Origin of the sequence: Streptomyces sp. f51 (assembly GCF_037940415.1) — a bacterium.
In the GTDB taxonomy this organism is placed as follows: Bacteria; Actinomycetota; Actinomycetes; order Streptomycetales; family Streptomycetaceae; genus Streptomyces.
The window spans coordinates 5,867,177-5,888,986 of sequence record NZ_CP149798.1 but is presented as its reverse complement, the minus strand read 5'-3'; the positions used below and the strand labels follow the sequence as shown (position 1 = coordinate 5,888,986).

21 protein-coding genes are annotated in these 21,810 nt (G+C 72.9%); 15 read left to right on the top strand and 6 right to left on the bottom strand.

The genetic code is table 11. The annotated features are described in order from the left end of the window. Positions 1-110: 110 nt before the first annotated feature. The 4 genes from WJM95_RS25560 (at position 111) to WJM95_RS25545 (ending at position 3,428) form a co-directional block, all read left to right on the top strand. Positions 111-1,229 carry an SPFH domain-containing protein gene (locus WJM95_RS25560; protein ID WP_339132133.1) on the top strand — a complete coding sequence of 373 codons (1,119 nt, stop codon included), beginning with the start codon at positions 111-113 and terminating at the stop codon, positions 1,227-1,229. A 209-nt stretch (positions 1,230-1,438) separates the two neighbouring features. Beyond that, positions 1,439-2,377, top strand: coding sequence for a polysaccharide deacetylase family protein (locus WJM95_RS25555; protein WP_339132132.1), 939 nt, complete (start codon positions 1,439-1,441; stop codon positions 2,375-2,377). 9 nt (positions 2,378-2,386) lie between these two features. Then, the gene (locus WJM95_RS25550; protein WP_339132131.1) at positions 2,387-2,587 is read left to right on the top strand and encodes a hypothetical protein; all 201 of its coding nucleotides are present in this window, start codon (positions 2,387-2,389) and stop codon (positions 2,585-2,587) included. A gap of 88 nt (positions 2,588-2,675) precedes the next feature. Beyond that, positions 2,676-3,428 carry a peptidyl-tRNA hydrolase gene (locus WJM95_RS25545; protein WP_339132130.1) on the top strand — a complete coding sequence of 251 codons (753 nt, stop codon included), beginning with the start codon at positions 2,676-2,678 and terminating at the stop codon, positions 3,426-3,428. 8 nt (positions 3,429-3,436) lie between these two features. Here the strand turns inward: WJM95_RS25545 and WJM95_RS25540 are convergent, their stop codons facing one another. After that, a complete protein-coding gene (locus WJM95_RS25540; RefSeq protein ID WP_339132129.1) occupies positions 3,437-3,910 on the bottom strand; it encodes a hypothetical protein in 474 nt (157 codons plus the stop codon). Positions 3,911-4,200: 290 nt separating this feature from the next. Between WJM95_RS25540 and WJM95_RS25535 the strand changes: the two genes are divergently transcribed. Together WJM95_RS25535 and WJM95_RS25530 are read left to right on the top strand one after the other, a co-directional pair. Next, complete coding sequence (locus WJM95_RS25535; RefSeq protein ID WP_339132128.1) at positions 4,201-4,431, top strand: DUF397 domain-containing protein; 231 nt, start codon at positions 4,201-4,203, stop codon at positions 4,429-4,431. Between the two features lie 129 nt (positions 4,432-4,560). Beyond that, positions 4,561-5,484, top strand: a complete 924-nt coding sequence (locus tag WJM95_RS25530) for a helix-turn-helix transcriptional regulator (protein WP_339132127.1) — start codon at positions 4,561-4,563, stop codon at positions 5,482-5,484. A 42-nt stretch (positions 5,485-5,526) separates the two neighbouring features. Here the strand turns inward: WJM95_RS25530 and WJM95_RS25525 are convergent, their stop codons facing one another. Further along, positions 5,527-6,345 carry an SAM-dependent methyltransferase gene (locus WJM95_RS25525; protein WP_339132126.1) on the bottom strand — a complete coding sequence of 273 codons (819 nt, stop codon included), beginning with the start codon at positions 6,343-6,345 and terminating at the stop codon, positions 5,527-5,529. Positions 6,346-6,661: 316 nt separating this feature from the next. Between WJM95_RS25525 and WJM95_RS25520 the strand changes: the two genes are divergently transcribed. From WJM95_RS25520 to WJM95_RS25510, 3 genes are all read left to right on the top strand, one after another. Further along, positions 6,662-8,011, top strand: coding sequence for a DUF692 domain-containing protein (locus tag WJM95_RS25520; RefSeq protein ID WP_339132125.1), 1,350 nt, complete (start codon positions 6,662-6,664; stop codon positions 8,009-8,011). Positions 8,012-8,167: 156 nt separating this feature from the next. Continuing rightward, complete coding sequence (locus tag WJM95_RS25515) at positions 8,168-8,959, top strand: TIGR04222 domain-containing membrane protein (RefSeq protein WP_339132124.1); 792 nt, start codon at positions 8,168-8,170, stop codon at positions 8,957-8,959. Between the two features lie 126 nt (positions 8,960-9,085). Next, positions 9,086-10,699 carry an alpha/beta hydrolase gene (locus WJM95_RS25510; protein WP_339132123.1) on the top strand — a complete coding sequence of 538 codons (1,614 nt, stop codon included), beginning with the start codon at positions 9,086-9,088 and terminating at the stop codon, positions 10,697-10,699. Positions 10,700-10,788: 89 nt separating this feature from the next. Here the strand turns inward: WJM95_RS25510 and hemQ are convergent, their stop codons facing one another. Next, positions 10,789-11,520: a hydrogen peroxide-dependent heme synthase gene (gene hemQ, locus WJM95_RS25505; protein WP_339132122.1), complete on the bottom strand. Its 732-nt coding sequence runs from the start codon at positions 11,518-11,520 to the stop codon at positions 10,789-10,791. Between the two features lie 5 nt (positions 11,521-11,525). Next, entirely contained in the window at positions 11,526-12,980 is a 1,455-nt protein-coding gene (gene hemG, locus WJM95_RS25500) for a protoporphyrinogen oxidase (protein ID WP_339132121.1), read from the bottom strand. Positions 12,981-13,173: 193 nt separating this feature from the next. Here hemG and WJM95_RS25495 point away from each other — a divergent pair, with 193 nt between their 5' ends. Together WJM95_RS25495 and WJM95_RS25490 are read left to right on the top strand one after the other, a co-directional pair. Next, on the top strand, positions 13,174-14,196 hold the full coding sequence (locus tag WJM95_RS25495; RefSeq protein WP_339132120.1) for a DUF4349 domain-containing protein: 1,023 nt from the start codon (positions 13,174-13,176) through the stop codon (positions 14,194-14,196). Positions 14,197-14,223: 27 nt separating this feature from the next. Next, the gene (locus WJM95_RS25490) at positions 14,224-15,633 is read left to right on the top strand and encodes an FAD-dependent oxidoreductase (protein WP_339132119.1); all 1,410 of its coding nucleotides are present in this window, start codon (positions 14,224-14,226) and stop codon (positions 15,631-15,633) included. 117 nt (positions 15,634-15,750) lie between these two features. Here WJM95_RS25490 and WJM95_RS25485 read toward each other — a convergent pair whose 3' ends face one another. Next, complete coding sequence (locus WJM95_RS25485) at positions 15,751-16,092, bottom strand: hypothetical protein (RefSeq protein ID WP_339132118.1); 342 nt, start codon at positions 16,090-16,092, stop codon at positions 15,751-15,753. A 210-nt stretch (positions 16,093-16,302) separates the two neighbouring features. Here WJM95_RS25485 and WJM95_RS25480 point away from each other — a divergent pair, with 210 nt between their 5' ends. Further along, entirely contained in the window at positions 16,303-17,121 is an 819-nt protein-coding gene (locus WJM95_RS25480) for a rhomboid family intramembrane serine protease (RefSeq protein WP_339132117.1), read from the top strand. A gap of 25 nt (positions 17,122-17,146) precedes the next feature. Here the strand turns inward: WJM95_RS25480 and hemE are convergent, their stop codons facing one another. Next, positions 17,147-18,214 carry a uroporphyrinogen decarboxylase gene (hemE, locus tag WJM95_RS25475; protein WP_339132116.1) on the bottom strand — a complete coding sequence of 356 codons (1,068 nt, stop codon included), beginning with the start codon at positions 18,212-18,214 and terminating at the stop codon, positions 17,147-17,149. Positions 18,215-18,400: 186 nt separating this feature from the next. Here hemE and WJM95_RS25470 point away from each other — a divergent pair, with 186 nt between their 5' ends. The 3 genes from WJM95_RS25470 (at position 18,401) to WJM95_RS25460 (ending at position 21,503) form a co-directional block, all read left to right on the top strand. After that, positions 18,401-19,078: a DUF3000 domain-containing protein gene (locus WJM95_RS25470; RefSeq protein ID WP_339132115.1), complete on the top strand. Its 678-nt coding sequence runs from the start codon at positions 18,401-18,403 to the stop codon at positions 19,076-19,078. A gap of 299 nt (positions 19,079-19,377) precedes the next feature. Then, positions 19,378-20,040: a response regulator transcription factor gene (locus WJM95_RS25465; protein WP_019073943.1), complete on the top strand. Its 663-nt coding sequence runs from the start codon at positions 19,378-19,380 to the stop codon at positions 20,038-20,040. Positions 20,041-20,225: 185 nt separating this feature from the next. After that, entirely contained in the window at positions 20,226-21,503 is a 1,278-nt protein-coding gene (locus WJM95_RS25460) for a ribonuclease D (RefSeq protein ID WP_339132114.1), read from the top strand. Positions 21,504-21,810 lie beyond the last annotated feature (307 nt).

The window sequence follows — 21,810 nt, the reverse complement described above, 5'->3', positions numbered from 1 at the left end:
CGCACCGCCATCGGCCTCGGGAACCCTTCCGCACCGGCCGGTAACAACCGCGCCCCCGCGACGTAGAGTGGAATGGCCAGACTTGTCAGGCGGCTCGGAAGGGGGTCGTCATGGTCCAGGAACTCATCGTGGCGATCACGGCGGCCTGTTCCGCCTCGGTGATCTACGTCGCGGCCGGCGCCAAGGTCGTCAAGCAGTACGAACGCGGGGTCGTCTTCCGCCTCGGACGGCTGGCCGGCGAGGTCCGCTCTCCCGGCTTCACCATGGTCGTGCCCTTCGTGGACCGGCTGCGCAAGGTCAACATGCAGATCGTGACGCTGCCCATCCCGGCCCAGGAGGGCATCACCCGGGACAACGTCACCGTCCGCGTCGACGCCGTCGTCTACTTCCGGGTCGTCGACGCGGCGAACGCCATCGTCCAGGTCGAGGACTACCGCTTCGCCGTCTCGCAGATGGCGCAGACCTCGCTGCGGTCGATCATCGGCAAGAGCGACCTGGACGACCTGCTCTCCAACCGCGAAAAGCTCAACCAGGGGCTGGAGTTGATGATCGACAGCCCGGCGATCGGCTGGGGCGTGCAGATCGACCGGGTGGAGATCAAGGACGTGTCCCTGCCCGAGACGATGAAGCGGTCCATGGCCCGGCAGGCCGAGGCCGACCGCGAGCGCAGGGCCCGGATCATCAACGCCGACGCGGAACTTCAGGCCTCCAAGAAGCTGGCGCAGGCCGCCGAGGTGATGTCGGAACAGCCGGCCGCGCTCCAACTGCGCCTGCTCCAGACCGTGGTGGCCGTGGCCGCCGAGAAGAACTCCACCCTCGTCCTGCCCTTCCCGGTCGAGCTCCTGCGCTTCCTGGAACGCGCCCAGTCCGGACAGCAGCCGGTCCAGCCGCAGCCCGAGCGGCCGCAGGCCGCACCGCCCGCCGTCGACCGGCAACCCGGGGTCGACCCCGTCGAGCCTCCCGTCGCACCCGACCGGCTCGGCAGGACGCTGGAGGCGCTGGGCCTCCCTGAGGCGCTCGCCGACACGGACGGGCTCGGGATCCCGGACACGTTCGGGATCCTCGGTGAGCCCAGGGTCCCGATGGAGCCGGACGGGCCGGAGAGCCCGGCGGACTCCCGGAACCCCGACGGATTCGGGAACGGCGCGGACCCGTCCGGGAACGGAGCGGCCCGGTCCGGGACCGGGAACGCGGAGGAACGCGCGAAGCCGGAGTCACCCGCGGGCTAGACCCCGCGCACCTCACCGCAGGCCTCGCGCCCCGCCCCGCCCCGCACGACATCGCACGCCTCGCGCCCGCGGCGCACGACACCCCGCACCCCGCACCCCGCACCGCGTCAGCCCGTCACCGGCCCCGTGCGGGTGACGTCGGGGCCGTGTGTGGGCGGCACACCCGGCAGAAGCCCGAATCATCACACTTATTTACCTATCGTCACACGATGACCCTCTCTGTACGGAGCATCGTCGCGACCTGCGCCGTGGGAGCCCTCGGCGCCGCGCTCGCCGCCTGTGGCGGCCCGGCCGGCCCGGACCTGGCCCGTCGCGGGCACCATGCGCCCGCCACCGCCTCGGCCAGCTCGACCACGGGCACCGGCACCGCACCCTCGCGGCCGCCCACCCTCGCACCCGGCCCGGCGGGCCTGACGCCTGTCTTCGCGAACGGACCCCGCACCCGGGACAGGACGGTCGCCCTGACGTTCGACGCCGACATGACCGCGGACGAGGGGGCGCGGGCGGCGGGCGGCGAGCACTTCGACAACCCGCAGCTCATCGCCACGCTGAGAAGGCTCAAGGTGCCCGCGACCGTCTTCATGACCGGCCGGTGGGCGGACGAGTACCCGCGGGAGGCCGGGGACATCGGACGGGACCCGCTGTTCGAGATCGCCAACCACTCGTACAGCCACTACGCCTTCACGAGCGACTGCTACGGGCTGCCGACGGTGCCCGAGGACCGGATGCGCGCCGACGTGGAACGGGCGTACGCCGCGTTCAGGAACGCGGGGGTGCGGGACGCCATGCCCTACTTCCGTTTCCCCGGCGGGTGTTACGACCGGCGCTCGCTGCGGGCGCTGAGCGCGGCCGGGATCACCGCTGTGCAGTGGGACGTGGTCAGCGGGGACGCGTTCGCCACGGACGCGGACGCCGTCGCGCGACAGGTCCTGGACGGTGTCCGGTCCGGGTCCGTCGTCGTCATGCACTGCACGCGCAGCGCGGCGCCGGTGACGGAGCGGGCGCTGCGGACGATCGTTCCCGAACTACGCCGCAGGGGCTTCCGTCTCGTGAAGGTGTCCCAGCTGATCGGCGCCGCCGACCGGCTGCACGGGCCGTCCCCGCGGCCCGCCGGCGCCTCCCTGTCTCCGGGCCCCCGCTCCTCGTAGGCTGGTGGCATGAGCGAGGACGACCGCGCGAGCGATACGGACGGGCCGGCCGGGGAGTCCGGGGCGGACCCGGCGGGGCTGGGCGGGCCTCCGTACGCGGAGTGCGTGCTGTGCCGTGAACCGACGGAGTACCCGGAGTCGCACAAGGGGATCACGCTGTGCCCCGTCTGCGCCTGGCAGGAGGCACAGCGCACCGCGTGTTCGGGCTGACCGGCCCGGGCCTCCGTCCGCCCGGCCGCCCCCGTCCACCCGCCGCCCGTCCGTCAGGACCGGATCTTCCGCCTGGCAGACTGGGGGCGTGAGCAGCGACGACCCGCCCCCCGCCGACGGCAGCCCCTTCCGTGACGAGCCCACCGCACGCGACGAGGCACCGCAGTTCGTGCTGCCGCTGGTGGTGCACATCGAGAAGGCCGCGCCCCCGGAGCGCACCGACGCGCTGGAGACCTCGGCCCGGGCCGTGCTGACCATCCTGAGCGACGAGCGTTCCCTCGGGGACGGTGTCTGGGCGCAGGCGATGCGGGACTGGCAGGACGCCCGGATCCGCAAGGTCGTCCGGCGGGCGCGGGGCGCCGAGTGGCGGCGGGCCGAGGCGCTGCCCGGCATCACCGTGACCGGACGGTCGGCGGAGGTGCGGGTCTTCCTGCCGGTTCCGCTGGACGGCTGGCCCAAGGACCTGGCACGGCTCCAGGTGTCCGGGACGGACCTCGACGATCCGCGGCCGCCCGCTCCGGCCGATCCGCGGGCGCCCGTGCTGTGGCTCAACCCGGAACTCGACATGTCGGCCGGGAAGACGATGGCGCAGACGGGCCATGGCGCCCAACTGGCCTGGTGGGAGATGTCGGAGAAGGAGCGGATCGCGTGGCGCGAGTCGGGCTTCGCCCTGTCCGTGCGGACGGCCGATCCGGACCACTGGCGTGAACTCAGCGTCTCGGACGTGCCGTTGGTCCGTGACGCGGGATTCACGGAGATCGCCCCCGGACTGACGGTCGCCGTCGAGGGGCACGACCGCGTCGGCGCCCTGGCGCGGCGCGTCGCGGATGCGGCGGGCTGACGGAGGTCTCAGTCGGCCAGGGTGGTGGCGAGTTCCGCCGTGACGCGGACGAGTTCGGTGTCCGGCTCGGCGAGCAGATGCTGGAGGGTGCCGCGCTGGGCGCGTACGGCCTGGCGGGCCTCGCGCTCCCAGCCCACCCAGTTCTCACGGCGGTTGAGGAGTTTGGGGTAGGCGGCGGCCGTGCGTTCCCACTGCCGGGCCTCCGCGATGTCGCGCAGCAGCTGGATTATCTGAACACGGCAGGTGACCTGCGGGAGTTCGGCGAGTTCCCACAGGAAGGGGACGGTCGCGGCCGTCGCCTGCTCCACCACGAATCCGAACTGGCAGATTCGTTCCCTCAGGTCCTGAAGCGCCGCCCGAGCCGTCGCGGCGTCACCCCAGGCGACGGTGTTGAGCAGGAAGGGGATGGCTTCCGCCGATCCCTTGGAGTCCTTGATCTCGTCCCATGAGACGCGTTCCAGGTTCCTGAGTGGTGTTGCCATTTCCGCTCCCTCCGCAGGCGTCGGACAGTGCAGGTGCGCGGGCGGGCCACCGGCCCCTCCCGGACGATCACGCTCCTCGCGGGAGCGGCTGAATCGACGTCAGAACGGGCCTCTGGTAACGAGGTTGACGCCACGGCTATTATCCACGCTGACAGCGTCTTCGTGCAATTGCACGAGAAATTGCATGAAGCCGGAGAGAGTCATGGGCCGCGTGAGGTCCGGCCGGGACCGCGACCGGGGCGGCAGGCCGGGCGCGCACCTGGTGGAACGTCAGCAAGGAGAGTGCGTTGGTGCCATCAGTGCCGAACGGAGTGCGGGCCAGCTCGCTGGGCGCCTCCTGGATCAAGAGCAGGCACAGCAATGCCGAGGGCAACTGCGTGGAGGTGGCCTCCCTGGGCGAGGGAGGCATCGCGGTGCGCAACTCCCGTGATCCCGACGGTCCGGCCCTCGTCTACACCCCGGCGGAAGTGGCCGCGTTCCTGGCCGGGGCGAAGGACGGGGAGTTCGACCACCTGCTCTGAGCACGTCCTTCGCGGCCCCGAACTCCGTTGAAACGGAAGGACAGTTGCCCACTTCTGTCTCCCGCTGCGGCAGAGTGCGGAGCAGTGCGATAATTTTGGCTGCCTTCTGCCGTTCGACAGGGAGTCAGGATGTCCGTCGAGTCACCCCGCACCTCCCGCCTCGAACCGTATCTGAGCCGGGAGGAGCCCGCTCCCACTCTGCTGAAGATGCTGGTCGGCGTGCAGCTGGCCGGTGCCCGCGAGGACGCGGGTCTCTCCCAGGAACAGGCTGCGCGCTCCCTGGGGTTCAGCGGGGCGAAGCTCTCGCGCATAGAGGCCGGCAAGGGCCGCAGGCCGCCCACGGAGGCCGACGTCCGCGCCCTGCTCGGCCTGTACGGCACCGAGGACTACGAGGTGTCGGTCCTGCTCAGACTGCTCAAGCGCGCGGGCGAGCCGGGGTGGTGGCAGCGCTACGACAAGCGGCTGATGCCCGAGTGGTTCGACCGGCTGGTCGGGCTCCAGGAGGCGGCCACCACCATCCGTACCTTCGAGATCCAGTACGTTCCCGGCCTGTTGCAGACTCCCGAGTACACCCGTGCCGTGGTGGAACGCGGACTGCCGACGGCACCCGCCACCGAGGTGCAGCGCCGGGTCGAGCTGCGGATGCGCCGGGCCGAGCTGCTGAACCGGGCGGATCCCCCGCATCTGTGGGCCGTCGTCGACGAGTCCGTCCTGCTGCGTGTCCTCGGCAGCCGTGAGGTGATGCGCGCCCAGCTCGAACACCTGATCGCGATGGCGCAGCGTCCCCATGTGGTCGTGCAGATCGTGCCGTTGGACGTCACCAACGCCTCGGCGCCGGCGATCCCCGTCACCTATCTGCGCTTCGGCGGCGTCGAACTGCCCGACATCGTCTATCTGGAGCACATCAGGAGCGCCAACTTCCTGGAGGACCGCGACGAGACGGAGGAGTACCGCGTGGTGCTCGACCGCCTCGCCGACGAGGCCCTCAGCCCGCGCGCGTCCCTGGCACTGCTGCGCGACACGGTGGAGCAGCGCTACAGCGCATCCCGCTGACGGAGCCGGCGCCGCGCGGAGGGGGAAACCGGCGGACGCGGTCTAACGGATCCGGCCGACCCCGCCGAACTCGATCCACTCCTGGGTGAGCTGGCGCGGCACGACGTCGCTGTCCGGACGCCAGGTGGACACCTCGACCAGTCCGGGTTCGAGGACGTCCATGCCGTCGAAGAACGCCTCCACGTCCTTCTCCTGGCGGACCCTGCCCCAGTGCCCCTGCGTGGCCTTGTCCATGAAGCCGGTGACGAAGTCGCGGACCTCGGCGTCCTCGCTGACCAGCTGGCACATCACCATGAAGCTGCCGGGCGCGAGCCGTTCGGCCACACGGCGGATCACGGGGAGGGGACCGTCGGTCCCGCTGTCCGGGATGCAGTGGAACACCGAGTTGAACAGCACGGCCACGGGCTGCGAGAGGTCGATCAGCCGCCGGGTGTCGGGGTGGGCGAAGATCTCGTCCGTCTGCCGCAGGTCGGCATGGATGACGGCGGTCCGCTCGTTCTGGTCCAGCAGGGCCCTGCCGTGCACCAGCACCATCGGGTCGCTGTCGACGTAGACCACCCGGGACGCCTCGTCGACCGCCTGGGCGACCTGGTGGACGTTGTTCTGGGTGGGCAGGCCGGATCCGTGGTCGAGGAACTGCCTGATCCCGTACCCGTCCGCCAGCGTCCGGACCACCCGCTGGAGGAACCGGCGGTTGTTCAGGGCGAGCGCGCGCGTGCTGGGGACGACCTTGTCCAGCTCCTCGCAGGCCGCCCGGTCGGCCGCGTAGTTGTCCTTGCCGCCGAGGTAGTGGTCGTACATGCGCGCGGCCGTGGGCACCGTGGCATCGATCGACGTGGACAGCTGCTCACCTGGCTGCATCGTTCCCCCATGATCCGTGTCGGCCGGCCTGACCGGCCCGACCGGCAATCCATCTTAGGGAAACGGAAGTTGGCGTTGCCAGCCCCGAACGAGGGACGTGGCAGGGCTTTCGGGCCAAGTTGCGGCCCGCCCGCGGCCGGATGGCGCGAATCGTCCGGTCGGTGGGCCCGGCCGGAACCTCAAATGTTCCTCTGAAGGTCCGCCCCGGTGGGTTCGGTCCCGGCCCCCGGGGCCATCACCTGGTCACGCCGGTGCTCCGGCCGTCGTGGGGAGCGACGTGAGGCAGGCGCGCCTCGGGCGTGACGGAGGAGGGGACATGCGGGAAACGGGACGGCTGGGTACGGGGATCGGGTGGCGGCCGGAGATCGCCGAGGCCGTGGAGAACATGCCCGGCGTCGACTGGGTCGAGGCCGTGGCGGAGAACCTCTGCCCCGGGCATCTCCCCGAGTCGCTGCTGAGGCTGCGCGCGCGGGGAGTCACGGTGGTGCCGCACGGGGTGTCCCTGGGCCTCGGCGGGGCGGACCGGCCCGACGAGGCACGGCTGACCGCGCTCGCCGAACGCGTCGAGGCGCTGGGGTCCCCGCTCGTCACGGAGCACATCGCGTTCGTCAGGGCGGGCGGCCCGATCACCGCGTCGCCGCTCCTTGAGGCCGGGCACCTGCTGCCGGTCCCGCGCACCCGGGACGCGTTGCGCGTCCTGTGCGAGAACGTCCGCGCGGCCCAGGCCGCGCTGCCCGTCCCCCTCGCCGTGGAGAACATCGCCGCGCTGATCTCCTGGCCCGGTGAGGAGATGACGGAGGGACAGTTCCTCTACGAACTGGCCGACCGCACCGGCGTACGGCTGCTCATCGACGTGGCCAACCTCCACACCAATCACGTCAACCGCGGCGAGGACCCCGCCAAGGCCCTCGACGAACTGCCCGTCGAGGCCATCGCCTACGTCCATGTCGCCGGGGGATTCGAGCGGGACGGCGTGTGGCACGACAGCCACGCCCATCCCGTCGCGCGGCCGGTGCTCGACATCCTGGCCGACCTCGCGTCCCGGACGGCCCTGCCGGGCGTGCTGCTCGAACGCGACGAGAACTTCCCCGAACCAGCCGAACTGGAAAGGGAGGTGACCGCGATCCGCGAGACGGTGGAGAAGGCGGCGGCCGGCACGCCTGCGACCCCTCCCGCGACCGTCACGCCGGGGCCCCCGGCGTCCGACGGCCCCGAGTCCGCACGGGGCGTGGCCGCCGAGCCGGTCCCGGACGACGCCCCCCGTCAGCGGGTGGCGCTGGCGCAGGCCGCTCTGCTGTCCGCGCTCGTCGCCGGCACCCCCGCGCCCGAGGGCTTCGACCGCGTCCGCCTCGGGGTACAGGCGCGCGCCCTCGCCGCCAAGCGGGCGGACGTCGTGGCGAAGGTGGCCCCGGAGCTGCCCGAGATCCTCGGCGACCACTACCGGCCGGCGTTCCTCGCGTACGCGCAGCGGCGTTCGATGACCGGCGGCTACCGTCGCGACGCCCTGGACTTCGCCGCACATCTGTTGCTCGCGGGGCTCCCGGAGGACGCCGGGACACGGCGGCTGCGCGCGTGGTGGCTCGAACGCTCGGGTCCCGCCCCGCTCTCCGGGCGCCCCGTGGCCCGTCTTGCCCGCGCCACCCGCCGGGCACTGCTGCGCCGTTGACGGCACGAGCGGGACTTGGCGGAAGACATGCCGAGCGCGGCTCACACGGGTCCCGATGCGGTGGCCCGATACGGAACGTCACCTACCGGCAACGGCTCCGTCCCACATAGTGAGTGGAGCATGGCGCCCGCCCGGCCCATCGCATAGAAAAACGCCATGCTCTGGGTCCTTCTCCTGCTCATGGCCTGGGTGGCGGCCAGCGTCTCCTGCACCCGGCTGTGCCTGGCCGCGCTCCGCGCCGCCTCGCTCGACACCGACGCCGGGCGGGGGCACGATCTCACCTTGTACGAGGCCGCGTTCCTGTCCGGCGGTCCGGCCCGGGTGGCCGATCTGACCCTGGTGTCGATGGCCCGTCAGCGCCGTCTGCTGCTCGCGCACACCGGCTGGGCCACGGTCGTCGACCCGCGCGGCCGCGACGACATGGAGCGGTCGGTCATCGGCGCCATCGGGCCCGAGGGCCAGTCCCGGATAGCGCCGCTGCGGGCGGCCACCGCCACCGCCGACTCCGTACGCCGTCTCGCGGACCGCCTGGTCGCGGCCGGCCTCGCCGTCCCCGACGGGGCCCGCACCACCGTCGCGGGGGCCGTCCGCCAGGTCCGGGCCGCCGCGGCCGCGGTGCTCGTGCTGGGCGCGACGGCCCTGCTGCTGCCGGGTCAGGCGCCGGGCAGCGACGTCCCGGTCGCCGTCTGGTTCCTGCTCCCGCTCATCCTGACCGTGAGCTGTCTCGCCATAGCCCGGATCGAGGTGCACCCCTGCACCCGCTGGGCCTCCCCGGCCGGACAGCGCCTCCTCGGCACCCTGGCCCGGCACTCCGACGTGTCCGGTGACGACCGTACGTATCTCACGTCCGTCGCCGTGCGCGGCATCCGCGCCGTCGGCGAACCGGAACTGCGGGCGGCCCTGGCCCACCGCGACCGCGACACCACCTGGCGGCAGGGGGCTCACTAGCCGGCGGAGGGCGCCCCCGGGGGCGCATCGGGGTCATTGGGGCCGACACCGGCGGGCGGTGCTTTACTTCGCCCTCCGCCGAACGAAGCATCCTTCTGTCGCTGCCGCGCGCTGAAGGGATTCGCGATGAGAGCTGCCGTCCTCCACGGAACCGCAGGGTCCTTGCTCCTGACCGGCCTCGTCGCCGCTCCGGCCGGCGGCGCCCCGGCCTGGCCGGGCCCGGTCCGGTCGGCCGAGACGCGCGGCACCGCCGTCGCAGCCGAGCGCGCCGCCGCCGCGGGCGTCCGCTTCGGCAAGTGCCCCAGGGCGGAGCACCTTCCGTCCAACGTCCGGTGCGGCACGGTCACGGTGCCGCTCGACTACGCGCTCCCCGACGGCAAGCGGATCCGGCTGACCGTCAGCCGCGTCCGGGCGACCGGGAAGGACCCCCACGACGCGAAGCGCGCGGTGCCGCGCCAGGGCGCGCTGGTCTACAACCCCGGCGGTCCGGGCGCCTCCGGCATGTACTTCCCGCTGATCGGCTTCCTGCCCGAGTGGAAGCGGATCGGTGCCGCCTACGACCTCGTCGGCTACGCCCCGCGCGGTGTCGGCCGTTCGGCCCCGCTGTCCTGCCGGGACCCCGCGCACCCGCCGAAGCCGCTCCTCCAGTCGCCGACGGCTCCCTCGGCTTCGTACAAGAAGGCACGGATCGCGGAGGCGAAGGCGTACGCCCGCGGCTGCGCCCGGCGTTCGGGCTCCGCCCTGCGCCACTACACCTCGCTGAACAACGCCCGTGACCTGGACGTGCTGCGCGCCGCGCTCGGTGAACGGAAGCTGACCTTCATGGGCGCCTCGTACGGAACGTACTTCGGCGCGCTGTACGCGACCCTGTTCCCCACGCACGTACGCCGGATGGTCTTCGACTCGGCGGTGAACCCCGACCCCGAGAAGGTCTGGTACGAGAACAACCTCGACCAGTCGGCCGCGTTCGAGCTCCGCTGGGCGGACTTCCGTGCGTGGATGGCCCGGTACGACAAGGTGTACGGGCTGGGCCGCACCGCGGAGGAGGTGCGGCGCTCCTACGAGAAGGCGCGGGCCCGGCTCGCCTCCTCGCCCGCGGGCGGCACGGTGGGACCTGCCCAGCTCCAGGGCGCGTTCCTCCAGGCCGGTTACTACGACGACTACTGGCCGCAGCGCGCGCTGGCGCTGTCCGCCTATCTGAAGGGCGACCCCAAGCCGCTGATCCAGGTGGCGGGACCGCATCCGGAGGCGGCCGCCGAGCAGGAGAACGGCAGCGCGGTCTACACCGCCGTGGAGTGCAACGACGCGCCCTGGCCGACCGACTGGCGCGTGTGGGACCGCGACAACACCCGTCTCGCGCGGATCGCCCCGTTCGAGACCTGGGACAACGTCTGGATGAACCTGCCGTGCGCGTACTGGCAGGCGCCCCGGCAGCGGCCGCTCGACGTACGGACGCTGCCCGGAGAGCTGCCGCCGACGCTGATCCTGGCCGCCGAACGGGACGCGGCGACGCCGCACGAGGGTGCCGAGGAGCTCCAGCGGCGGCTGTGGGGCTCGGTGCTGGTGACCGAGAACGGCGCGGGCACCCACGGGATCGCGGGCGGCCCCAACAAGTGCGTCAACGGCTATCTGGACGCCTACCTCCTGGAGGGCGGGCTGCCCGAGCGGAACGCGGCCTGCGCGCCGCACCGGGAGCCGGTGCCGCCGGCTTCCGCGAGGACGGCACGGCGACGGGCCTGACGGGGGCCGGGAAACGTGAAGGCGGGCGTCCCCCGAAGGGGCGCCCGCCCTGCGTGCCGGGACCGCCGGCCACGTACGTGCCGGGAAGGTCAGGCGAGGCCCGCGACGAGGTCGGCGACGTCCTTGCGGCGGCCGGTGTAGAACGGGACCTCTTCGCGGACGTGCATCCGGGCCTCGGAGGCACGCAGATGGCGCATCAGGTCGACGATGCGGTACAGCTCGTCGGCCTCGAAGGCGAGGATCCACTCGTAGTCGCCGAGCGAGAACGAAGCGACGGTGTTCGCGCGGACGTCGGGGTAGCCGCGGGCCATCTTGCCGTGGTCGGCGAGCATCCGGCGGCGGTCCTCGTCGGCCAGCAGGTACCAGTCGTAGGAGCGCACGAAGGGGTAGACGCTGACGTAGTCGCGGGGCGTCTCGTCGGCGAGGAACGCCGGGATGTGCGAGCGGTTGAACTCGGCGGGCCGGTGCAGCGCCATGTTCGACCAGACGGGCTCCAGGGCGCGGCCCAGCTTCGTACGGCGGAAGAGGTTGTACGCCTCCTGGAGCTGGTCGCTGGTCTCCGCGTGCCACCAGATCATGACGTCGGCGTCGGCGCGCAGCCCCGAGACGTCGTAGGTGCCGCGGATCGTCACGTCCTTGGCGGCCAGCTGGTCGAACAGCTCCTGGACCTCGTCGGCGTAGCCGGAACGGTCCTCGGGGAGCACGTCCTTCAGCCTGAAGACCGACCACAGGGTGTAGCGGATGACCTCGTTCAGGTCCTTGGCCAGCTTGCCCTTGTTGGGGATCCTGCCGGCCTCGGTGGTGGGGGCGTCGTCACTCATGGTCCCTATTCTCCCGCTCCGCCGTGCAGACTCTGCACCGGGTTCGCGGTGAGCTCCTGCACACCGCGTACGTCACCGCCCAGCTGGTCCACCGCGGCGTACGCGCTCGCGATGCACGCCGGGATGCCGACGCCGTCGTACTGCGCGCCGCACACCGCGAGGCCCGGCAGCTTGGCGACCTCCTCGCGGATGCGGGCCACGCGCGCGTGGTGGCCGACCGGGTACTGCGGCAGACCGTCGTCCCAACGGGTGACGAGGGTCCGGAGCGGCTCCGCGTCCAGGCCGGTGGCCTCGCGCAGGTCGTGCCGGGAGACGTCGACGAGGTGGGCGTCGTCCCGCTCCAGGATCTCCGTCTCGCCGTGGCGCCCCACGGAGGTGCGCAGGACCAGCACGTCCGGATCCTCGTCGGCGATCCAGCCCCATTTACGGGAGGCGAAGGTCGACGCCTTGATCGTGCGGCCGTCGACCGGCGGCACCAGGAAGCCGCTTCCCTCGGGGAGACGGGCGCCGGAACGGCGGTAGGCGAGGGTGACCAGGGCCATGGAGGCGTACTCGACCGTGCGCAGTCCCGCGGCGGCCGCCGGCGACTCGGCGCCCAGCAGCGCGGCCGCGGCCGGGGCGGGGACGGCGACGACCACCGCGTCGGCGTGCAGGACGCGCTCCCCCGCGACCACCTGCCAGCCCGTCGGCGCCGTCCGGCGCAGTTCCGTCACCGGGGTGCCGGTGAGGATCTCGCCGCCGCGGTCCGTGACCGAACGCGCCACGGCGAGCGGCAGGCGGCCGACGCCGCCCTCGACGCCCATGAAGACGGGCCCGGTCTGCCCGCTCGCGGCGGCCTTGGCCTGGATCTCCCGGACGGCCTCCGTCAGCGAGTCGTGGGACCGCGCGGCCTGGTAGAGCTGCGGGACGGCGGAGCGCATCGAGATGCGGTACGCGTCACCGGCGTAGACACCGCCCAGGAGCGGCTCGACCAGACGGTCGACGACCTCGCGGCCGAGGCGGGCCGCCACGTACTCCCCGACGGCCACGTCGTCGCCGACCTCGGTGCGGGGCAGTTCGGCGTCGCGCTCGATACGGGCGAGGCCCTCGTCCGACAGCACACCGGCCAGAGCGGCGGCAGTGCCCGGTACGCCCATCACATGGCCCTTGGGCATCGGGCGCAGGGCGCCCCGGGTCCAGATCGAGGCCGTGGCGGTGGCCGGCGGCCGCAGCCTGTCGCCCAGGCCCACCTCGCGGGCCAGGTCCACCGCCTCCGGGCGGCGCGCCAGCATGGACTCGGCGCCCAGGTCCACCCGGACACCCGCGATCTCCCCGGGAAGCAGCTTGCCGCCGACCCGGTCCGAGGCCTCGACGACGGTCACGCGCGCGCCGCGCCCGAGCAATCGGTGCGCGGCCGCCAGTCCGGCGATGCCCGCTCCGATGACGACGACGTGCCGCGTGTCCGTGTCCGTTGCGCTCATGGCTCCACCCTCTCAGACGGCACGGACGCTCCCGCCAGGGCCATGCGGCCTCTTCGAGTCCCGACCGTGACCGCATCGGGACCGGAAGGCGCCAACGTCCCGTACCCCCGCGGCGTCGAAGGACCGTCAGTCGTCACCGCCCTGGGGGGTATCCCGCATGCGCACACACAGTCCCGCACGTCCGGTCCGGTCCATGCCACCCGCCCGGTCCGGCCTCCCCGCCGCACCGGCACGTCCCGGCCGCCGGGTCCGGGTCCTGTCGGGGGTGCTCCTCGTCACCGCGCTCGCGCTCACGGGGTGCGGCGCCGGCGCCACGGGAAGCTCGAACGACAAGTCGGCCGCGGGCAGCGCCGGGGACGCGAAGGCCGCCCCGGCGGAGCGGGCGGACTCGGGGGCGGCGGGCAGCGCCGCGTCGAGCGACCGCCGGACCGCCGCCCCGCCCAAGGTGACCGTGAACAGCATCATCCGCACCGCCTCCCTGACCGTCGTGGTCAAGGACGTCCCCGGGGCGCTGGACGGCGCCCGTACGGCGGCCGAGAACGCCGGCGGCTACGTCGGCGACGAGACCACCACCCGCGACGGGCACGACCACGAGCACACCCGGGTGGTCCTGCGGGTGCCCTCCGAGCGCTACGACCAGGTGCTCGCCGATCTGGAGGGCGCCGGGAAGGTCGTCGCGCGGACGGCCAAGGCGCAGGACGTCACCGACCAGGTCGTGGACGTGGACAGCCGCGTGAAGTCGCAGCGCGCCAGTGTGGCCCGGGTCCGCGAACTGATGGACCGGGCGACCAGACTCAGTGATGTGGTGGCGCTGGAAGGGGAGTTGAGCAGCCGGGAGTCCGACCTGGAGGCGCTGCTCGCGCAGCAGGCGTCGCTGAAGGACCGTACGAGCCTGGCCACGATCACGCTCACGCTGTCCGAGACCCCGGTGAAGAAGACGGCGAAGGAGGAGGCGGACCCGGGCTTCCTGGACGCGCTCTCGGGCGGCTGGAACGTCCTGGTCACGGTGGTGCGCTGGCTGGCGCTGGCGCTCGGGGCGGTGCTGCCCTTCGCGGTGGTGCTCGGTCTGATCGCCCTGGCGTGGACGCGTGGGGTGAGCCCGCGGCTGCGGCGCCGCCAGGACCCGGCGGCGGCTTCGGGACCGGCTCCCGGTCCGGCTTCGGGATCGGCCTCGGGGGACACGGCCTCGTCTCCGGAGGGCGGCGAGGAGGACTGAAGTGCCGTGCCCCCGTAGCGTGTTCGCATGAGCATGAGCGGTGCGGGCAGTAGGGGCGGGGCACGGGAGCGGCTGGTCGTGATCGGGGGTGACGCGGCGGGGATGTCCGCCGCGTCCCAGGCGCGGCGGCTGCGCGGTCCGGGCGAACTGGAGATCGTGGCGTTCGAGCGGGGGCACTTCACCTCGTACTCGGCGTGCGGCATCCCGTACTGGGTGGGCGGCGACGTGCCCGAGCGCGACCGGTTGATCGCGCGGACCCCCGAGGAACACCGCGCGCGCGACATCGACCTGCGGATGCGTACGGAGGTCACCGGGATCGACGTCGAGGGTGCCCGGGTGCGCTCGCGGGACCTCGAAACCGGGGCCGAGGCGTGGACGTCGTACGACAGGCTGGTCGTCGCGACCGGCGCGCGTCCGGTCCGCCCCGAACTGCCGGGCGCAAACGCGCCGGGCGTGCACGGCGTGCAGACGCTGGACGACGGGCAGGCCCTGCTCGACTCGCTGGCGGTGACCGGGGGCCGCCGCGCGGTGGTCGTCGGCGCGGGCTACATCGGCGTGGAGATGGCCGAGGCCCTCATCAACCGCGGGTACGAGGTGACGGTCCTCAACCGGGGCCGTGAACCGATGTCCACGCTCGACCCGGACATGGGCCGCCTGGTGCACACGGCCATGGAGGGCCTCGGGATCACCATGGTCGGCGGCGCCGAGGTCACCGGATTCCTCACGGGTGACGACGGCCGGGTCCGCGCGGTCGCCACCGAGGACGCCACGTACCCGGCGGACGTGGTGGTGCTCGGCATCGGCGTCCGCCCGGAGACGTCGCTCGCCCGCGCGGCCGGGCTGCCGCTCGGCGACCACGGCGGGCTGCTCACCGATCTGTCCATGCGGGTGCGCGGGCACGAGGACATCTGGGCGGGCGGCGACTGCGTCGAGGTGCTCGACCTGGTCTCGGGGCGCGAGCGGCACATCGCCCTGGGCACCCACGCGAACAAGCACGGCCAGGTGATCGGCTCCAACGTGGCCGGCGGCTACGCCACGTTCCCCGGGGTCGTCGGCACCGCGGTGAGCAAGGTCTGTGATCTGGAGATCGCCCGCACCGGACTGCGCGAGAAGGACGCGCACCGGGCGGGCCTCAGGTTCGAGACCGTCACGATCGAGTCGACGAGCCGGGCGGGCTACTACCCGAACGCCGCCCTGATGACGGTGAAGATGCTCGCGGAGCACCGCACGGGGCGGCTGCTCGGGGTGCAGATCGTCGGCCGGGAGGGTGCGGCGAAGCGCGTGGACATCGCGGCGGTGGCCCTGACCGCGGGCATGACGGTGGAACAGATGACGATGCTGGACCTCGGCTACGCCCCGCCGTTCTCCCCGGTCTGGGACCCCGTCCTGGTGGCGGCGCGCAAGGCGGTGGCGAAGGTCCGCGCGGGAGCCCGGTGAGGGGCGGGCCGGACCGCCGGCCTCACCGCCGGGCCGGACGGAGGGGCCGGCCGCCGCGCGGACGGTGACGGCCCGCCACCTCACGGGCCGTCGGCGGTGCGGCCGCCGACACGCCTGCTACGCCGACTCGTTGCCGGCCGATCCGTTGATCCGGTCGATCGCCTGACGGGCCTGCTCCGCGGGCGGGCGGGGCGGCAGCGAGGAGACCGTCGAGACCGGGGCCGCCGCCGTCACCGCGGGCGTGGTCTGGGCCGGCTTGGCGTGCGCGGCCGGACGGGAGGACCGCAGACGGTGGCTGACGGCCTCGTCCAGGGTCACGGGCCGCTGCATCCGGGCCGCGAGCCGTCCGGCCTCCTGGCCGAGCGCGGCCACGTCCTCCCAGGGGAGGTGCAGCACCAGGGCGATTTCCGCCTCGCCGTCGGGCAGGGCATGCATCGGAGGAGTAACTCGGTCGCTCATGGCCTGTGTCCTCACGTCTTCACGTCGTCGCGTCGTCGTACCCCGCCGCGCCGTGGGCGCGGTGCGGGGGGCTGAGAAGACATACGGCCGGAGTGGCACATGTGTTCAGTGCGTCCGGCGGGAACCTTCCCGGAGGCCGGGCCGGCCGGGTGCCCGGCCGAGCCCCGTGCGGCGCGGATTCACCCCGCGCCGCGCGGGCAGTAGTTCCTCGTGGTCATTCCCGTCCATGACGTGAACCCGGTGCGGCGCACGCCCTATGTGACGTACGCGCTGATCGCCGCCAATGTGCTCGTCTTCCTCTACACCCCCGGTCTCGCCGGATCGGTGGCGGGCGACAGCGCCCTGTCGCAGCTGTGTCATCTGCACGCGTTCATGGACCACTACGCCGCCGTGCCACAGGAACTGATCCATCATCGGATGCCCCGTCTGGTGCCGACCGGCGAGGTCGGCGCCGGCCCGCACGGGTCGGGCTGTGTGCTGGGCCCGCCCGGCTACCACAAGTCGCCGCCGCTGTCGGTGCTCACGGCGATGTTCCTGCACGGCAGCTGGCTGCACCTGCTGGGCAACACGCTCTTCCTGCTGATCTTCGGCAACAACATCGAGGACCGGCTCGGACATGTGCGCTTCGCACTGTTCTACGGGGCCTGCGGCTTCGCGGCGGCGTACGGCTTCGCCCTGGTGAACGAGGACTCGGGCGACCCGCTGATCGGCGCCTCGGGGGCGATCGCCGGGGTCCTCGGGGCGTATCTCGTGCTGTATCCGAGAGCCAGGGTCTGGGTGCTCGTCCCGTTCCTGGTGTTCCTGCCGCTCAGGCTGCCCGCGTGGCTCGTGCTGGGCTTCTGGTTCGTGCTCCAGGCGGCGTACTCGTCCGGCGCCGCCGTGCCCGCGGCGGGCACCGTGGCCTACGCGGCGCACGTCGTCGGATTCCTGGCCGGGATGCTCCTGGCCTGGCCGCTGCGTCCGGGCACCCCGCCACCGCCCGAACCGCGCCGTCTGCTGTGGGGCAGACAGGCGCGGCACGGCTGGTGAACCGCGGACGGGCCGACCGCGGCTTCTAGCGGGCCGTCTGCGTGTGGACGTACTCCACCAGACGGCTCAGCACGTCGGGGTCCATGCTCGGCATGACGCCGTGCCCGAGGTTGAAGACGTGGCCCTCGAGACCGGCGGCGGCGTCGAGCACCTCGCGGGTCTTGGCCTCGACGGCCTCGGTGGAGGCGAACAGGACCGCGGGGTCGAGGTTGCCCTGGAACGCCTTGCCGGGACCGACGCGGCGGGCGGCCTCGTCGAGCGGGACGCGCCAGTCGACGCCGACGACGTCCGCGCCGGCCTCGCCCATGAGGCCCAGCAGCTCACCGGTGCCGACACCGAAGTGGATGCGCGGCACGCCGTAGGAGGCGACGGAGTCGAAGACCTTGGCGGAGGCGGGCATCACCGAGCGGCGGTAGTCGGCGGGGGCCAGGGCGCCGACCCAGGAGTCGAAGAGCTGGACGGCGCTCGCGCCGGCCTCGATCTGCACCTTCAGGAAGGCGGAGGTGATCTCGGCGAGACGGTCGAGCAGATCGGCCCACAGCTGCGGGTCGCTGTACATCAGCGCCTTGGTGTGCTCGTGGTTCTTGGACGGACCGCCCTCCACGAGGTAACTCGCGAGGGTGAAAGGCGCGCCCGCGAAACCGATGAGCGGGGTCTCGCCGAGTTCGGCCGTCAGGAGCCCGATCGCCTCGGTGACGTACCAGACGTCCTCGGGGGTCAGATCACGCAGCTGGGCCAGGTCGGCGCGGGTGCGGATCGGGTTCTGGACGACGGGGCCGACGCCCGGCTTGATGTCCAGGTCGACGCCGATGGCCTTCAGCGGGACCACGATGTCGCTGTAGTAGATCGCGGCGTCCACGCGGTGCCTGCGGACCGGCTGGAGCGTGATCTCGGCGACCAGGTCGGGCCGCGTGCAGGACTCCAGCATGGGGATGCCCTCGCGCACCTTGAGGTACTCGGGCAGCGAGCGGCCCGCCTGCCGCATGAACCACACGGGCGTGTGCGGCACGGGCTCGCGCCTGCACGCCTTGAGGAAGGCGGACTCGTACGTGGCTGTCGGCTGCTGCCCGGCGGGGCTGTGGTTGGCGCTCACGACGGAAAGTCTCCCACGCCTCGCGGGCGCCCCCCTTCCCGGGCTCCGGTGCGCCCGCCGCCCCGGCCGGGGCGGCGTGGACGCCCTGTCCGCGAAGCGGTGTCCGCGTGGCGCGATCCGGACAGGGGTCCCACGCACGGGTGTCTCTCCCTGCGCGCGGGCTCCGTTCCCCTTAATCTTCCCGGCATGGCTGCGGCTCAGGGACGACTGTCGGACGGCGCTGGCGGAATGGACGACGCGAGGGAGAAGAAGGAGGGGGACAGGAATGCGGCGGAGACGGCCCCGTTGCCCTTCCGGGCGGCCGTGGACGCACTGCGGGCCGCCCGGCTGCGACCGGACATCGAGATCGACCCGACACGACCACCGCAGCGCCTGGCTCCGTACGCGTACGCGCTGGAGGCCGCGGTCGTCGCCGACGACGAGGACCTGGCCGACGGCCGCCTCGTCCTGCTGCACGATCCGGCCGGGCACGACGCCTGGCAGGGCTCCTTCCGTCTGGTGACCCTGGTCCGCGCGGAGCTGGAGGCGGAGATGGCCGCCGACCCCCTGCTCCCCGAGGTCTGCTGGTCGTGGCTGACCGGCGCGCTCCAGGCGCGGGGTCTGTCGTACGGCGAGCCGAGCGGCACCGTGACGCGCGCGAGCTCGCACTATTTCGGCGGGCTCGCGGAACGCCCGGCCGCCTCTCAGATCGAGATCCGCGCGTCGTGGACGCCCCGGGAGGGACTCGGCGGCGTACCGGACACCGCCGCGCACCTCGCCGGCTGGTGCGACCTGCTGTGCCAGATCGCCGGGCTGCCGCCGGTGACCCCGGGCGACGCCTCGGTGGTCACCCTGCCGCAGCGCCGGGGACCACAGTCCCGCTGACCCCCGTGAGGGCGCGCGCCGACGCGCGCGCCCTTTCCTTTTCCTTACCGGCCGACTGTCGATACGACCACTTTCGGCCGCGTATTGACTCCGAACGACCCGGAACGACTCGGAACGACTCGGTTCGATCTTCGGATGATCGATCGCCTGTCCGAATTGAACCGATTGTTACTCACCCCATCGTGATCATTCTCTAAAGGTCCACAGGTTTGATGCCGAAGACGTCAGTGACCTTGAAAGCACGGTTCGTCCTGGCTCGCCCCCCAGAGCCGGTCCCGTCCCGCCCCCCAGGAGGCCTGGTGTCCGTTCTCCTCGAGCAGCCCGCAAGCCTGGTCGCCTACCGCCCGAACAAGCCGACCGCCATGGTGGTCGTGGCCGACCCCCGGGTCCGTTCCACCGTCACCCGCCATCTGTGGGCGCTCGGAGTGCGCGACGTCATCGAGGCGTCGTCCGTCGCGGAGGCCCGTCCCCGAATCGGCAACCCGCGTGACATCTGCGTCGCCGACGTCCACCTGCCGGACGGTTCCGGCCTCACCCTCCTTTCCGAAACCCGAGCCGCGGGCTGGCCCAACGGCCTCGCCCTCTCCGCCGCCGACGACATCGGCGCCGTACGCAACGCCCTCGCGGGCGGTGTCAAGGGCTACGTCGTCACCGGCACCCGCACGAACGTCGGGCTCCCCACCCGGCCCGGCGCCGCGCCCATCGGCTCGGCAGCCGCCCGCATGCACCGCCGCCCCCCGGGTGCCCCGAGCCACCCGGGCGGCTACCGCGAACTGTCCGGACGAGAGGTCGAGGTCCTCCGACTGGTCGCGGAGGGCCAGTCGAACAAGGCCATCGGCGTCTCCATGGGCCTGTCCGCGCTGACCGTCAAGAGCCACCTGGCCCGCATCGCGCGCAAGCTCGGCACGGGCGACCGCGCCGGAATGGTCGCGGTGGCCCTGCGGACCGGCATCATCCACTGACCCCCGCCCCGCACCACTCCCCCGACGCCCTGCCCGCGGCACCCGGCGGCCCCCGGGCCTCCTGACCGCTTCCCCGCGCGAGTGAACCGCGTCTTGCCCTCACCTGACTGGTTTACGACCATCCGACGCCCGTCGACGGAACGTTCCGTCGACGGGCGTTGTCCATACACGGATACCCTTGACAGGTGACCGACGCCCAAGAGACCGCAGCAGACAGCTCACTGCGAACCACCGGAGGCGGCCCTCCGGACGACGTCGAATCGGCGCCGACCCCTTTGCTGGAGCCCCGAGAAGGCATCCCGCCGGTGATCGCCGACGACGCCGCCCTCGCCGAGGTGATCGCCGCCTTCGCAGCCGGCACCGGCCCGGTGGCCGTCGACGCCGAGCGCGCGTCCGGGTACCGCTACGGCCAGCGCGCCTATCTGGTGCAGCTGCGCCGCGAGGGCGCGGGCAGCGCGCTCATCGACCCCGTCGCCTGCCCCGACCTCTCCGGTCTCGGCGAGGCCGTCTCCGGGGCCGAATGGGTCCTGCACGCCGCCACCCAGGACCTGCCCTGCCTCCGCGGCATAGGCATGATCCCCACCACCCTCTTCGACACGGAGCTGGCCGGACGCCTGGCCGGGTTCCCCCGGGTGGGCCTCGGCGCCATGGTCGAGAGCGTGCTCGGCTTCGTCCTGGAGAAGGGGCACTCCGCCGTCGACTGGTCGACCCGCCCGCTGCCCGAGCCCTGGCTGCGCTACGCCGCCCTCGACGTGGAGCTGCTCGTCGACCTGCGCGACGCCCTGGAGAAGGAGCTGGACCGGCAGGGCAAGCTGGAGTGGGCCCGGCAGGAGTTCGACGCCATCGCCCAGGCCGAGCCCGCGCCGCCGCGCAAGGACCCCTGGCGCCGTACGTCCGGGATGCACAAGGTGCGCCGGCGCCGCCAGATGGCCGTCGTCCGGGAGCTGTGGGAGACCCGGGACCGGATCGCCCAGCGCCGGGACATCTCGCCGGGCAAGGTGCTCGGGGACGCGGCGATCGTCGAGGCGGCACTCGCCGTGCCCGCCAACCTGCACGCCCTGGCCGCCCTGAACGGCTTCGGGCACCGCATGGGCCGGCGCCAGCTGGAGCAGTGGCAGTCCGCCGTCGACCGCGCGAAGGAGCTGCCGGACGCCGAGCTGCCGCAGCCCGGACAGCCGGTGACCGGGCCGCCCCCGCCGCGGGCCTGGGCCGACAAGGACCCGGCCGCCGCCGCCCGGCTCTCCGCCGCGCGCACCGCGGTGTCGGCGCTGGCCGAGCGGTTGAACATGCCGCAGGAGAACCTGATCACCCCGGACACCGTGCGGCGCGTGTGCTGGGAGCCGCCCAAGACACCGGACACGGAGTCCGTGGGCGCGGCGCTCACCGCCTGCGGGGCACGCCCCTGGCAGGTCGAGCTGGTCACACCGGCACTGGTGACAGCGCTGGCGGCGAAGGCGCCGTAAGCCGCCCGGCCGGTCCGGGGTTCGGCGCCGGGGTCGTACGGCCACCTCGGTGTACGGCCCCGCCCGGCGGCATCCGGCGCACAGCCCCTCGGCGGCGTGCGCCGGTGCGGGACCGGGCGCTCCGGTCGGCGTACCGATGCGCCGGTCGTGCGCCCGTACGCGACGCGCGTCGCGCGTTCGGCCCACTCCGAGTGCTCCGCGCACTCCGGCTGTTCCGAGCACTCCGGTCGCCCCGAACGCTCCCGTCGCTCCGATTCCTCGGCCTCCCGTTACTCCGAACGGCCCCCCGACACGGAACCGACCCGTC